At 76.6% G+C, this 15,653-nt stretch carries 1 protein-coding gene; it reads right to left on the reverse strand.

The features are described from left to right. Positions 1-63: 63 nt before the first annotated feature. On the reverse strand, positions 64-15,645 hold the full coding sequence (locus tag AB0O91_RS07045) for a type I polyketide synthase (RefSeq protein ID WP_363428741.1): 15,582 nt from the start codon (positions 15,643-15,645) through the stop codon (positions 64-66). Positions 15,646-15,653: the final 8 nt, after the last annotated feature.

Consider the following 15,653-nt stretch of genomic DNA (forward strand, 5'->3'; position numbering starts at 1 on the left):
GGCCCCGGGCGCGGGCGGGCGGGCCCGGCACCCCGAGGCACCGCGCCCGCCCGCCCACCGCGCTCACTCCCGGCCGCGCAGCCACTCCTCGACGATCCGCGCGGTCCCGTCCGAGTCCTCCCGGATCATCGACAGGTGGTCGGCGTCCACCCGGACCACCTGCGCCCCGGGCACCAGCGGTTCGGCCTGGGCCCGCTGCTCGATGGGCGTCGCGTCGGCGCCGGTGAGGGCCCGCCCGCAGCTGACCAGCAGGACCGGCGCCGAGGTGTGCCGGACCTCCAGCCGGTTGAGCAGCACCATCCAGCGGCCCATCGCGGACAGCCGGGAGTTGGTCAGCCGCACCGGCGAGTCGGCGCCGGTGAAGTTGAGCCGCATCATGCCGGTGTAGTCGGTGCCCTCGTCGGCGTTGTGCTGGAAGCTCAGCGTGTCGAAGAGCACCACGCCCGCCGGGCGGACGCCCCAGGTGTGTTCCAGCAGGCCGGCCGCGGCATAGGCGAAGGAGCCGCCGGAGGAGTGGCCCGCCAGCACGAACGGGCGGCCGTCGGCGGCCCGCAGGGCGCTCTCGGCGATCACCCGGGTGGCGACCTCGGCGGTGGCGGGCAGCCGCTCGCCGGTGGCGAATCCGACCAGCGGCAGCGCCGAGACCTCACGCTCGCCCCGGAAGTGGGCGGCGAGCCGGGAGTACTGGTGCACGCCCGCGTTGGCGGTGGGCGCGCTGACGCAGATCAGCCGGGTCGGGCGCGGGCCCTCGGCGAGGCGGGTGGCCCAGGGCAGGTCCTCCAGTTCGGCGGCCGCCTCGAAGGTCGGGCGCAGCGCCGCGACGGTGGCGAGCATGCGCTGCGCCTCGGGCACCTTGCCGTTGGCCAGGGCTTCGGTGAACAGCCGCTCCAGGGAGTCGGGTTCGGTCTCGCCGCCGGGCACGAGCACGGCCCCGTCCGGGTCGTCCCCGGTGCGCTGGTCGGCGAGTTCGGCGCGGATCCAGCGGGCCAGCTCGCCCGGGGAGCGGCTGTCGAAGACGACGGTGGCGGGCATCCGCAGGCCGGTGACGGTGGCCAGCCGGTTGCGCAGTTCGACGGCGGTGAGCGAGTCGAAGCCGAGCTCGTAGAAGTCCCGTTCGGCGTCGACGGCCTCCGGGTCGGGGTGGCCGAGCACGGCGGCGGCCTCGGCCCGGACGGTGTCGACCAGGTAGCGCATCCGGTCGCGCTCGCCGAGGTCCAGCAGCTGCCGGGTGAGGTCGGCGCCCGCGACGGCACCGGCGGCGGCGCCCGCCGCTGTGCGCCGGGCGGCGCGGACGAGTCCGCGGAACAGCGGCGGCACGTCGCCCTGGGGGCGCATCCCGCCGATCGCCAGGCCCATCGGGATGACCAGCGGCTCGACCGAGCGCAGCGCGGCCTCGAACAGGGCGAGGCCCTGGTCGACGGAGAGCGGCGGGATGCCGCCGGACTGCATGCGCCGCAGGTCGGTCTCGCTGAGCTCGCTGGTCATACCGGCGTCCTGGGCCCAGGGGCCCCAGGCGAGCGAGGTGCCGACCAGGCCGAGCGAGCGGCGGTGGTCGACCAGGGTGTCCAGGAAGGCGTTCGCGGCGGCGTAGTTGCCCTGGCCGGGGCTGCCCATGACGCCCGCGATCGAGGAGAAGGTGATGAAGGCGGCCAGGTCGAGGTCACGGGTGAGCTCGTGCAGCCGCCAGACCGCGTCGACCTTGGGGCGGAGCACGGCGGACAGCCGCTCGGGGGTGAGCGCGGTGATGATGCCGTCGTCCAGCACACCGGCGGTGTGGATCACGGCGGTGAGCGGGTGCTCGGGCGCGATGCCCGCCAGCAGCCGTTCGGCGGCGGGCCGGTCCGCGGTGTCGCAGGCGACCACCCGGGCCGCCGCCCCGAGCGCCGCGAGCTCGGCGACCAGGTCGGCGGCGCCGGGCGCCGCTGGCCCGCGGCGACTGGTCAGCAGCAGGTGGCGGACGCCGTTGGCGGCCAGCCGGCGGGCGAGGTGGCGGCCGAGGGCGCCGGTGCCGCCGGTGATCAGCACCGTGCCGTCGGGGTGCCAGGCGGGCGGCGCGGTGCGGACGGCGGGGGCCCCGGCGTCGTTCCCCGAGGCCGCTGCGGGGGCGGCGTCGTTCCGGGCGGGGTCCGCCGGGTCGGCGTCGCTCCGGGCGGGGTCCGTTCGGTCGGCGTCGTTCCCGGCAGGTTCCACCGGGTCCGCCAGCCGGGCCAGCCGGCCGACCCGCAGCGCGCCGGCGCGGACGGCGAACTGGGCCTCGCCGTCGGCCAGCAGGCCGGGCAGCAGCGGCAGCACCGCCCGCACGTCCTCGGCGGTCTCGACGTCGAGCAGGGCGAAGCGGCCGGGGTGCTCGGAGTTCGCCGACCGGACCAGGCCCCAGGCGGCGCCGCCGGGCAGGTCGCGGACGGTCTCGCCGTCGGCGGCCCGGACGGCGCCCCGGGTGACGAAGACCAGCCGGGCGGCGGCCGCCCGGTCCTCGGCCAGCCACTCCTGGACCAGCGCGAGCACGCGCGCGGTGTGCGCGTGCACGGCCTCGGGCACGTCGCCGTCCGGGCCGCGCAGCGCGACCAGGAGCAGATCGGGCACCGACCGGCCGAGGTCGGCGAGGGCCGCGAGCGAGCTGCCGGTGCCGTAGTCGTCCGGGCCGAGCGCCGCGCAGCGCGGCGGCGTGGCGGCGGCCGGTGCGGCGGGGGCGGGGGCCCAGTCGATCCGGAACAGCGGGTCCCGGGCGGTGCGGGCGGTGGCCGGGGCGTCCTGCGGGGCGCGCAGCCCGACCCGGCCGACGCTGAGTACGGCCCCGCCCGCCGGGTCGGTCGCCGTGACGGACACCGCGGCGCCGTCCAGGCGGCGGATGCGCACCCGCAGGCTCGACGCTCCCCCGGCGTGCAGGGTGAGGCCCTGCCAGGCGTGCGGCTCCGACAACTGCTCCTCACCGCCGACGCCGAGCAGCGCGGCGGCGTGCAGCACGGCGTCCAGGAGGGCGGGGTGGAGGCCGAAGTAGCGGGCGTCCTCGGCCGGTTCGTCGGACAGCCCGACCTCGGCGAAGACCTCCTCGCCGCGCAGCCAGGCGGCGCGCAGCCCCTGGAAGGCCGGGCCGCGCCCGGGGGCGCGGTAGAAGCCGTCCAGGTCGACGGCGAGCGCACCGGCCGGCGGCCAGACCGGCGGTGCGAGGTCGGGCAGGTCGCTCTCCTGGGGCAGCAGGGTGCCGGTGGCGCAGCGCGTCCACGGCTCCTCGGGGGCGGCGTCGCCGGGGCGGGCGTAGCAGGCCACCGGGCGGGCGCCCGCCTCGTCGGCCGCGCCGACCCGCACCTGCAGCACGGGTTCGTCGTGCTCGGCCAGCGGCAGCGGGTCGCCGAGGGTCAGCTCCCCGATCCGGCCGCAGCCGACCTGGTCGCCGGCCCGGACGGCCAGCTCGACGAAGCCGGCGGCGGGGAACGCGGGACGGCCGGCGATCCGGTGGTCCAGCACCCACGGGTGCACGCGCAGCGCCAGCCGACTGGTGAACAGCACGCCGTCGGCATCGGCGAGCGGGACGGCGGCGCCGAGCAGCGGGTGCTCGGCCGACACCAGCCCGACGGAGCCGACGTCGCCGGAGAGCGCCGCGGGGCGGGGCCAGTAGCGGCGGTGCTCGAAGGCGTAGGTGGGCAGCTCGACCCGGCGTGCGCCGGTGCCGTCGAACAGCGCCGCCCAGTCGACCGGGACGCCGGCCGCGTACAGCCCGGCCAGCGCCGTCAGCAGGCTGCGCTCCTCGGCGCGGTCCTTGCGCAGGGCGGCGAACCGGACGCACTCGGCCGCGTCCTGGCCGGGACCCGCGTCGGCCGGGTTCGCGTCGCCGACGCCCTGTGCGGCGAGGGCCGTCAGCACACCGTCCGGGCCGAGTTCGAGCAGGGCGGTGACGCCGGCCTCGCGCAGGGTGCGGAGGCCGTCGGCGAAGCGGACCGTCTCGCGGACGTGGCGCACCCAGTACGCGGGCGACGCGAGGTCGGCGCCGAGCGTGCCGGTGAGGTTGGAGACGACGGGGACCGAAGGGGCCTGGTAGGTCAGGCCGTTGAGGACGGTACGGAACTCGTCGAGCATCGGGTCCATCAGCGGCGAGTGGAAGGCGTGGGACACCCGCAGCCGGGTGGTCTTCCGGTCCGCGAAGTGCGCCCCGACCGCCGCGACGGCTTCCTCCGTGCCGGAGACCACCACCGAGGTCGGGCCGTTCACGGCTGCGAGCGCCGTGAACTCGCCCAGCAGCGGACGGACTTCCTCTTCGCTCGCCTGGACGGCGAGCATCGCCCCGCCGGCGGGCAACGCCTGCATCAGCCGGCCGCGCGCCGCGACCAGCGTGCAGGCGTCCGCCAGCGAGAACACCCCGGCGACGTGCGCCGCAGCGATCTCACCGATCGAGTGCCCGGCCACGAACTCCGGCCGCACACCCAGGGACTCGACCAGCCGGAACAGCGCCACCTCCACCGCGAACAACCCCGCCTGCGCGAAGTCCGTCCGGTTCAGCAACTCCTCATCGTCACCGCACACCACCTCCCGCACCGGCAGCTCGAACTGCTCGCACACCGCATCGAACGCCGCCGCGAACACCGGGAACCGGCCGGACAACTCCCGCCCCATCCCGAGCCGTTGCGACCCCTGCCCCGAGAACAGGAACCCCGTCGACCGTTCGGCGGCCACGCCGCGCGCGACCTCCGTCAGTCCTTCGCTGCACGCGAGCATGACGGCCCGCTGCTCGAAGCCGGAGCGGCCCACGGCGAGCGAGAACCCGATGTCCAGCGGGGAGAGTTCGAGTGCCGAGGCGCGGGCCAGGTGGGCGTCCAGCGCCGTGTCGGAGCGGGCGGAGAGCACCCAGGGCACGACGGACGGCACCACCCGCTGGTCCTCGGCGCCCTCCCCCTCCGCGTTCTCGGCCGCGACCGGTGCCTGTTCGAGGATCACGTGCGCATTGGTGCCGCTGATCCCGAAGGAGGACACCCCGGCCCGCCGGGGGTGGTCGGCCTCGGGCCACGGCCGGGCCTCGGTGAGCAGGTCGATGGCGCCCGCCGTCCAGTCCACGTGTCCGGAGGGCCGGTCCAGGTGCAGGGACCGGGGCAGCACGCCGTGCCGCATGGCGAGCACCGTCTTGATCACCCCGGCGACCCCGGCGGCGGCCTGGGTGTGGCCGATGTTGGACTTCAACGAGCCCAGCAGCAGCGGCCGTTCGCGGTTCTGTCCGTAGGTGGCCAGGAGCGCCTGGGCCTCGATCGGGTCGCCGAGGGCGGTGCCCGTGCCGTGGCCCTCGACCGCGTCGACCTCGGCGGCCGACAGTCCGGCGCTCGCCAGGGCCTGGCGGATGACGCGCTGCTGGGAGGGGCCGTTGGGGGCGGTCAGGCCGTTGGAGGCGCCGTCCTGGTTGACGGCGGAGCCGCGCACCACCGCCAGCACCGGGTGCCCGTGCCGCTCGGCGTCGGACAGCCGCTCCAGCACCAGCACGCCGACGCCCTCGGACCAGTTGGTGCCGTCGGCGGCGTCCGAGTAGGCCTTGCAGCGGCCGTCCGCGGCGAGCCCGCCCTGCACCGTGAACCCGGCGAAGCTGACCGGGGTGGTCATCACCGTCACGCCGCCGGCCAGCGCGAGCGAGCACTCGCCGCCGCGCAGCGCCTGGGCGGCGAGGTGCAGGGCGACCAGCGAGGAGGAGCAGGCGGTGTCCACGGTGACCGCCGGGCCCTCCAGGCCGAGGGTGTAGGAGATCCGGCCGGACAGCACGCTGGACGCGAGTCCGGTGCCGGAGTGGCCGCCGATGTCCTCGCGGGAGTTCATCATCAGGCTGGCGTAGTCCAGGCCGTTGGTGCCGACGAAGACCCCGGTCCGGCTGCCGCCGAGCCGCTGGGGGTCGACCCCGGCGCGCTCCAACGCCTCCCACGAGGTCTCCAGCAGCAGCCGCTGCTGCGGGTCCATGGCCAGCGCCTCGCGCGGCGAGATGCCGAAGAACCCGGCGTCGAAGTCGGCGACGCCGTCGATGAAGCCGCCCTCCAGGGTGGCGCTGCGGCCGCGGCCGTCCCGGTCGCCCGCCAGCAGGGTGCGCAGGTCCCAGCCGCGGTCCTCGGGGAAGCCGGCGATGCCGTCGCCGCCCTCGGTGACCAGGCGCCACAACTCGTCCGGCGAGGTGACCCCGCCGGGCAGCCGGCAGGCCATGCCGACGATCGCGACCGGATCGCCGTCGACCCCGGGCCCGCCGGTGGCGGGCGGGGCCGGGACCGCCGGTGCGTCCAGGAGTTCGGCCAGCAGGTGTTCGGCCAGCACCTGGGCGGTCGGGTAGTCGTACACCGAGGTGGCGGGCAGCTTCAGACCGGTGGCCGCACCGAGCCGGGCGGGCAGTTCGACGGCCGTGAGGGAGTCGAAGCCGAGGTCGCGGAACTTCCGGTCCGGCGCGACGGCGGACCGGTCGGCATGGCCCAGCACCGCCGCGACCTGGGTGCGCACCAGGTCGGTGAGCAGGGTGACGCGTTCGGTCGGGGCGAGCGCGCGGAGCCGTCCGGTGAGTTCGGAGGCGGCGGTCGCGAAGCCCCGGCGGGTCTCGGCGGCGGCCTCCAGCACCGGGCGGGCGGCGGGGAGGTCGCGCAGCAGCGGGCTGCCGCGCAGGCCGACCAGGCTCTCCAGCACCTGCGGCTGGGCCAGGTCCAGGAGCACCAGCGCCGGGGCCGGCCGGGTGACGGCCTGACGCAACGCGGCGAGCGCGAGGTCGGGGTGCAGCGCCGGAACGGCCGCCCGCCGGGCCTGGTCGGCCTGCTCGGTGTACTCGGCGCCGACCCACGCGCCCCAGGCGAGGGCGGTGGCGGGCAGGCCCTCGGCACGGCGGCGGTGCGCCAGCGCGTCCAGGACGGCGGCGGGGGCCGCGAGCGCGGCCCGGCCGGGGGTGCCGACGGCACCGGCGACGGAGGAGCAGAGCACGAAGGCCGTCAGCGCGTGGCCCCGGGTCAACTCGTCCAGCAGCAGGGCGCCCTGGGCCCGGGCCCGCTGGGCGGCGGCGAGGCGTTCGGGCGTCAGGTCGTCCAGGACGCCGTCGTCGACGGTGCCCGCCGCGTGGACGACGGCGGTCAGCGGGGCGTCCTCGGGCAGGGCGGCCAGCAGCGCGGCCAGCGCGGCCCGGTCGGTGACGTCGCAGGCCGCGACGGTCACCCGGGCGCCCCGGGCGCGCAGCTCGGCCGCGAGGTCGGCCGCGCCGGGGGCGTCCGGACCCCGGCGGCCGGTCAGCAGCAGGTGGTCGGCGCCCGCGGCGGCGAGCCAGCGGGCCACGGCCGCGCCACGGCCGCCGGTGCCGCCGGTGACCAGCACCGTGCCCCGGGTCTCCCCCGGGGTCCAGCCGGCGTCCGGGGACCCGGCCGGGGCCGGGACGAGCCGGCGCGCGTGCACGGCGGTGGCGCGGATCGCGAGCTGGTCCTCGCCGTCGGTCGCGGCGAGGACGGCGGCGAGCCGGCGCACCGCGGCCGGGTCCGGGGCCCCGGGCAGGTCGATCAGGCCGCCCCACTGCCGGGGGTGCTCCAGCGCGGCGACCCGGCCGAGGCCCCAGACGCCGGCCTGCTCGGGCGCGGTCGGCGCCTCGGTGCGGGCGACCGCGACCGCGCCGCGGGTCAGGCACCACAGCGGGGCGGTCAGGTCGGCGTCGCGCAGCGCCTGCACCAGGGTGAGGGTGGCGGCGACGGCCGATGCCCCGGGGCCGAGCGCCAGCAGGGACAGCACTCCGGCGAACGGCCGCCCGGCCGTAGGCAGTTCGCCCAGCAGCGCGGCCAGTTCGGCCCGCTCCGGCGCGCGCACGGACAGGCACAGCGCGTCCGGGCCGACCGCCTCGCAGGCGGCCGCCGCCCACGCCTCGTCGCCGCCCTCGGCCGGGGTCACCACCAGCCACGGACCGGACGGGCGGGCCGTCGAGCCGCCGGGCAGCGCGGGCCACGCCTCGTGGAAGCGCAGCGCGTCCAGCAGGGACTGGTCCCGGTGGTGGCGCCGCCAGGCGGACAGGGCGGGGAGGACGGATCCGAGCGCCGCGCCGTCCACGGCGAGGTCGGCCGCGAGCGCGTCCAGGTCCTCCCCCTCGACGGCCGCCCAGAAGCGGGCGTCCAGCCGGTCCTCCGGCGCGGCGCCCGGGCGGCCGACCGGGGTGTGCGTCCGGGGCCAGAAGCGCTCGCGCTGGAACGCGTAGGTGGGCAGGTCGACGCGTCGGGCGCCGGTGCCGTCGAACACCCGGGCCCAGTCGACGGACCCGCCGACGACGTACAGCCGGGCGAGCGCGGTCAGCAGGGTGGTCTCCTCGGCGCGGCCGCGGCGGCAGAGCGGCTCCACCACCGCCCCGGGAACGTCGGCGAGACCACGGCGGACGGCCGGGGAGAGCACGGCGTCGGGGCCGAGCTCCAGGAAGTCGGTGGCACCCGCCTCGCGCAGGGCGTGGAGGCCGTCGGCGAAGCGGACCGTCTCGCGGACGTGGCGCACCCAGTACGCGGGCTCCGCGAAGTCCGCGTCGAGCCCGCCGGTGAGGTGGGAGACGAGCGGGAGCGAAGGGGCCTGGTAGGTCAGGCCGTTGAGGACGGCACGGAACTCGTCGAGCATCGGGTCCATCAGCGGCGAGTGGAACGCGTGGGACACCCGCAGCCGGCTCGTACGACGGTCCGCGAAGTACGCCTCGACCTCCGCCACCGCCTCCTCCGCGCCGGAGACCACCACCGAGGCCGGGCCGTTCACGGCCGCGAGCGCGATGAACTCGCCCAGCAGCGGCCGTACTTCCTCCTCGCCCGCCTCGACCGCGAGCATCGCCCCACCGGGCGGCAACGCCTGCATCAGCCGGCCGCGCGCCGCCACCAGCGTGCAGGCGTCCGCCAGCGAGAACACCCCGGCGACGTGTGCCGCAGCGATCTCACCGATCGAGTGCCCGGCCACGAACTCCGGCCGCACGCCCAGCGATTCCACCAGCCGGAACAGCGCCACCTCCACCGCGAACAACCCCGCCTGCGCGAAGTCCGTCCGGTTCAGCAGCTCCTCGTCCGCACCCCACACCACCTCCCGCACCGGCAGCTCGAACTGCCCGCACACCGCGTCGAACGCCGCCGCGAACACCGGGAAGCGGCCGGACAACTCCAGCCCCATGCCGAGCCGTTGCGCCCCCTGCCCGGAGAACAGCAGGGCCGTCCGGCGTTCACCGTCGGCGACGCCGCGGGCCACCTCATCGCCGTCCAGCTGGACCGCCCGGTGCGCGAACCGCGTCCGTCCGGCGGCCAGCGACAGGCCGATGTCCGGCCCGGAGCCCGCCACCCCGGCGAGCCCGGCCACCTGCGCCTCCAGCGCCGGTTCGGACCGGCCCGCCAGTACCCACGGGACGACGACCGGCTGCGGCGTCGGCGCCGGGTCCACGGCGGCCGTCCCGGCCGGTGGCGCCTGTTCGACGATCACATGGGCGTTGGTCCCGCTGATCCCGAAGGCGGACACCCCGGCCCGGCGGGGACGGCCGGTCTCCGGCCACTCCTCCGCCCGGGTGAGCAGCCGGATGTCCCCGGCCGTCCAGTCCACGTGCGAGGACGGCGCGTCCACGTGCAGGGTGCGCGGCAGCACCCCGTGCCGCATCGCGAGTACCGCCTTGATCACCCCGGCCGCCCCGGCGGCGGCCTGGGTGTGGCCGATGTTGGACTTCAACGAGCTGAGCAGCAGCGGCCGTTCCCGCTCCTGCCCGTACGTCGCGAGCAGCGCCTGGGCCTCGATCGGGTCGCCCAGGGTGGTGCCCGTGCCGTGGCCCTCCACGAAGTCGACCTCCGCCGCCGAGAGCCGGGCGTTGGCGAGGGCCTCGCGGATGACGCGCTGCTGGGCCGGCCCGTTCGGGGCGGTCAGGCCGTTGGAGGCGCCGTCCTGGTTGACGGCCGAGCCGCGCACCAGGGCCAGCACGGGGTGCCCGTGGCGGCGCGCCTCCGAGAGCCGCTCCAGCACCAGCACGCCCGCACCCTCGGACCAGCCGGTGCCGTCCGCCGCGTCCGCGAACGCCTTGCACCGCCCGTCCGGTGCCAGCCCGCCCTGGCGGGTGAAGCCGGGGAAGCCCAGCGAGGAGGACATCACGGTCACGCCCCCGGCCAGGGCGAGGGTGCACTCACCGCTGCGCAGCGACTGCGCGGCCAGGTGCATCGCCACCAGCGAGGAGGAGCAGGCGGTGTCGACGGTGACCGCCGGGCCCTCCAGGCCGAAGGTGTAGGAGATCCGGCCGGAGACCACGCTCGCCGCCAGGCCGGTGCTCGCATGCCCCTCGATGTCCTCCGCGGAGTTCATCACCAGGGTCAGGTAGTCCAGGCCGCCGGTGCCGACGAAGACGCCGGTCCGGCTGCCGCGCAGCGCCGTCGGGTCGATGCCGGCCCGCTCGACCGCCTCCCAGGAGGTCTCCAGGAGCAACCGCTGCTGCGGGTCCATGGCCAGCGCCTCGCGCGGCGAGATGCCGAAGAACGCGGCGTCGAAGTCGGCCACCCCGTGCAGGAATCCGCCCTTGGCCGTGGCGCTGCGCCCCCGGTCCTCGGAGACGCCGCCGAGCAGGGTGTCGAGGTCCCAGCCCCGGTCGGTGGGGAAGTCGGAGATGCCCTCGCGCCCTTCGGCGACCAGCTCCCACAGCTCCTCGGGCGTGCCGATCCCGCCGGGCAGGCGACAGGCCATGCCGACGATCGCGATCGGGTCGTCGGTGGCGGCGTCCGGCGCGAGCGGCACGGGCGCGGGCGCGTCCCGGCCGCCGAGCAGCTCGGCGAGCAGGAGGTCCGCGATGGCAGTCGGGGTGGGGTGGTCGAAGACCAGGGTGGCGGGCAGGCGCAGGCCGGTGACGGCGGTGAGGCGGTTGCGCAGTTCCAGGGCGGTGAGGGAGTCCACGCCCAGGTCGTGGAAGTCCCGCTCGGGGTCGACGGCCTGCGGTCCGGGGTGGCCCAGGACGGCGGCGGCCTCGGTGCGCACCAGGTCGAGGAGGTGGCGCGGCCGGTCGGCCGCGCGCAGCGCGTGCAGCCGCGCGGCGAGGGCCGTCACGGCGGCGGCGCCCGTGGCGGTGGCGGCGGCGGTGCGCCGTCCGGCGGGGAGCAGCGCGCGGAACATGGTCGGCACCTCGCCGGGCGGGCGCGTTCCGGCGGCCAGCCGGCCGGTCGCCACCAGGTAGGGCTCGTCCAGGGCCGTCGCGGCGTCGAGCAGGGCCAACCCCTGCTCCTCGGTCAGCGGCGGCACCCCGGCGGACCTGATCCGCTGCAGGTCCGCCTCCGACAGCGTCCCGGTCATCCCGGCCGTCGGCACCCAGGCGCCCCACCCCAAGGACTGGGCGGGCAGGCCCTGGTGGCGACGCCAACACGCCAGCGCGTCCAGAAACGCGTTCGCCGCCGCGTAGTTGCCCTGCCCCGCCGTACCCATCACCCCGGAGACGGACGAGAACAGCACGAACGCCGTCAACTCCTGCCCCGCCGTCAGCTCGTGCAGGTTCCACGCCGCATCGACCTTGGGCCGCATGACGGCGGCAAGGCGCTCGGGCGTCAGCGCCGTCACCACACTGTCGTCCAGCACACCCGCCGCATGCACCACACCCGTGACCCGCCGACCCCGAAGCACCTCGGCGAGCGCCGCCCGATCCGCGACATCACAGGCCACCACCTCCACCCGCGCACCCGACCCCGCCAACTCGGCCACCAGGTCGGCCGCCCCACCCCGCCGACTCAGCAACAACAGCTCCCGCACCCCGTGCTCGACCACCAGATGCCGGGCGACCAACCGACCCAGACCACCCGTACCACCCGTCACCACCACCGTCCCGTCCCCCCACCCGAAGGACGACCCCCCGGGCCCGGCCACCCGCGCCAGCCGCCCGACCCGGACGACGCCGTCCCGGACCACCACCTGCGACTCGCCCACGGCCAGCACCGCGTCCAACGGCAGCTCACCGTCGGTGTCCACCAGCAGGAACCGGCCCGGGTTCTCCGACTCCGCCGCCCGCACCAGCCCCCACACGGCGGCCCCGGCGAGATCCGACACCGCACCGCCCGGCACGGCTCCCCTGGTCACGAAGGCCAACCGCGACCCGGCGAACCGTTCCTCCGCCAGCCACTCCCGCACCAGGCCCAACGCCCACACCGTCGCGGCGTGCACCGCCTCCGGCCCGTCGTGACCGCCGGACACCGGTACGAGCACGACCTCCGGCACCTCCTCCGCCACGGTGGCCAGTTCCCCGTCGAGGGTCACCGACCGCACGGGCCCGCCGGTCCGCGACGGCGCCGGCACCCACTCCAGCCGCAGCAGCGACCCCTCCGTGCCCGCGCCCGTCAGCACGGCTGGGGGCTCACCCAGGGTGACCGACTCCGCCGACAGCACCGGCTCCCCCGCCGCGTCCGCCACGGCGAGCGCCAGCGTGTCGGCGCCCGTACGCACCAACCGGGCCCGCACCACCGACGCCCCCGAGGCGTGCAACGACACCCCGCGCCACCCCACCGGCACCAACCCGCGACCGTCCGCCCCCACCACCGCCGCCAACAGCGCCGGATGCAGACCGAACCCCGCCGCCCCGTCCACTGCCTCCACCTCGACGAAGGCCTCCTCACCCCGCCGCCACAGGCCCTCGCCCTGCGCCACCGCACCGACCGGCGGCCAGACCGAGGCCTCGAAGTCGGCGGTACGCTCGCCCCGAACCAGCTCCCCGACAGCGTGCTCCGCCCACGGCGCGTCGGGGTCGGGGTCCGTACGGGAGAAGATCCGCACTGCGCGCGCGCCGGAACCGTCCGCCGCCCCGACCTGGATCTGGACCACGACCGAGCCGTCCTCGGGCAGCACCAGTGGTTCGGCGAGCGTCAGCCGCTCGACCCGGTCGAAGCCCACCTGGTCGCCCGCCCGCACGGCCAGCTCCAGGTACCCGGTCGGCGGGAACACCGCCGCCCCGCCGACCCGGTGGTCGCCCAGCCAGGGGTGCGCCGCCAGCGACAGCCGACCGGTCAGCAGGGTGCCCTCGGCGTTCGCCAGGGCCACGGTCGCCCCCAGCAGCGGGTGGTCGGCGGAGGCCAGACCCGCGCCGGTCAGGTCACCGAGCCGGCGGGCCGGGCGCGGCCAGTAGCGCTCGTGCCGGAACGGGTGGGTGGGCAGGTCGACGCGCCGGGCGCCGGTGCCCTCGAACAGCCGCGCCCAGTCGACGGGCACGCCGTTGACGTGCAGCCGGGCGAGGGCGGCCACCAGCGCGGGTTCCTCCGCCCGGTCCCGGCGGAGGGCCGCGGCCGCCACGGCGCCCTCGTCCTGGTTCCGCGCGGCCAGCGCGGTCAGCACACCGTCCGGGCCCAGTTCCAGGAACACGGTGGCGCCGGCCTCGCGCAGGGCGTGGAGGCCGTCGGCGAAGCGGACGGTCTCGCGGACGTGGCGCACCCAGTACGCGGGCGACGCGAAGTCCGCGCCGAGGGCGCCGGTGAGGTTGGAGACGAGCGGAAGCGAAGGGGCCTGGTAGGTCAGCCCGTTGAGGACGGCCCGGAACTCGTCGAGCATCGGCTCCATCAGCGGCGAGTGGAAGGCGTGGGACACCCGCAGCCGGGTGGTCTTCCGATCCGCGAAGTGCGCCGCCACCCCCGCGACCGCCTCCTCCGCGCCGGAGACGACGACGGAGGTCGGGCCGTTCACGGCCGCGAGCGCAACGAACTCGCCCAACAGCGGCCGCACTTCCTCCTCCGACGCCTCCACCGCCAGCATCGCCCCACCAGCGGGCAACGCCTGCATCAACCGACCCCGCGCCGCCACCAACGCACACGCATCCGCCAGCGAGAACACCCCCGCCACATGCGCGGCCGCCACCTCACCGATCGAATGCCCCGCCACGAACTCCGGCTCCACACCCAGCGATTCCAGCAACCGGAACAGCGCCACCTCCACCGCGAACAACCCCGCCTGCGCAAAGTCCGTCCGGTTCAACAACTCCGCATCCCCGCCCCACACCACCTCCCGCACCGGCAGCTCGAACTCCGCACACACCGCATCGAAGGCCGCCGCGAACACCGGGAACCGGCCGCACAACTCCCGCCCCATCCCCAACCGTTGCGACCCCTGCCCCGAGAACAGGAACGCCGTCGACCGCTCGACCGCCGCCCCCCGCGCGATCTCGGCACCGTCCACCAGCACCGCCCGGTGCGGAAGGTGCGACCGGCCCGCCAGTGACAGCCCAACATCCAGGCCCGTGCCGCCCGCCGCGGCCAACCGGGCCAGCTGCGCGTCCAGCGCGGCCGCCGACTTCGCCGACACCACCCACGGCACCACCCCCGGCACCACCGACGACTCGGAGACCTCCGAGGCCTCCTCGGGCGCCTCCTCCACGATCACATGCGCGTTGGTGCCGCTGATCCCGAACGCCGAGACCCCCGCCCGGCGCGGCCGCCCGGTCTCCGGCCAGTCCCGGGCCTCGGCGAGCAGGTCCACCGCCCCCGCCGACCAGTCCACCTCCCCGGTCGGCGCGTCCACGTGCAGGGTGCGCGGCAGGACCCCGGCCCGGATCGCCAGCACCGTCTTGATGACGCCCGCGACCCCGGCGGCGGCCTGGGTGTGGCCGATGTTGGACTTCAACGAGCCCAGCAGCAGCGGCCGTTCCCGCTCCTGCCCGTACGTCGCGAGCAACGCCTGCGCCTCGATCGGGTCACCCAGCGGGGTACCCGTGCCGTGGCCCTCGACCGCGTCCACCTCGGCGCCGGACAGCCCGGCGGCCGCCAGGGCGGCCCGGATCACCCGCTGCTGGGACGGGCCGTTCGGCGCCGTCAGCCCGTTGGACGCACCGTCCTGGTTGACGGCCGAACCACGCAGCACGGCGAGGACCGGGTGCCCATTGCGCCGGGCGTCGGCGAGCCGCTCCAGCACCAGCACGCCCGCGCCCTCGGCCCAGCCCGTCCCGTCGGCGGCGTCCGCGAACGCCTTGCACCGCCCGTCCGGCGCCAGCCCGCCCTGCCGGCTGAACCCCGCGAAGCTCATCGGCGTGGACAGCACGGTGACCCCGCCCGCCAGGGCGAGGGTGCACTCGCCGGCCCGCAGGGCCTGGGACGCCAGGTGCATCGCCACCAGTGAGGAGGAGCAGGCGGTGTCGACGGTGACCGCCGGGCCCTCCAGGCCGAAGGTGTACGACACCCGGCCGGAGAGCACGCTCGCGGTGAGGCCGGTGGTCGCGTGGCCCTCCGTGTCCTCCGCGGAGTTCATCACCACGCCGACGTAGTCGACACCCGCCGTACCCACGAACACCCCGGTCCGGCTGCCGCGCAGCGCCGCCGGATCGAGGCCGGCCCGCTCGAACGCCTCCCAGGAGGTCTCCAGCAGCAGCCGCTGCTGCGGGTCCATGGCCAGCGCCTCGCGCGGCGAGATGCCGAAGAAGTCCGCGTCGAAGTCGGCCGCCGCGATGAACCCGCCCTCGATCGCGGCGCTGCTCCCGGCGCCGTCGCCGAGCAGGGCGGCCAGGTCCCAGCCCCGGTCGGCCGGGAAGGCGCTGATGCCGTCCCGCCCGTCCGCGACCAGCGTCCACAGTTCCTCGGGGGTGGTGACCCCTCCCGGCAGGCGGCAGGCCATGCCGACGACGGCGATCGGCTCGTGCCGGCCGGACTCGACCTCCAGCAGCCGCTGGCGGGTCTGGTGCAGGTCGGCCGTGACCCACTTGAGGTAGTCAACGAGCTTGCTGTCGTTCGACATGGGAGGTG

This window comes from Kitasatospora sp. NPDC089797 (assembly GCF_040684795.1).
Taxonomy (GTDB): Bacteria; Actinomycetota; Actinomycetes; order Streptomycetales; family Streptomycetaceae; genus Kitasatospora.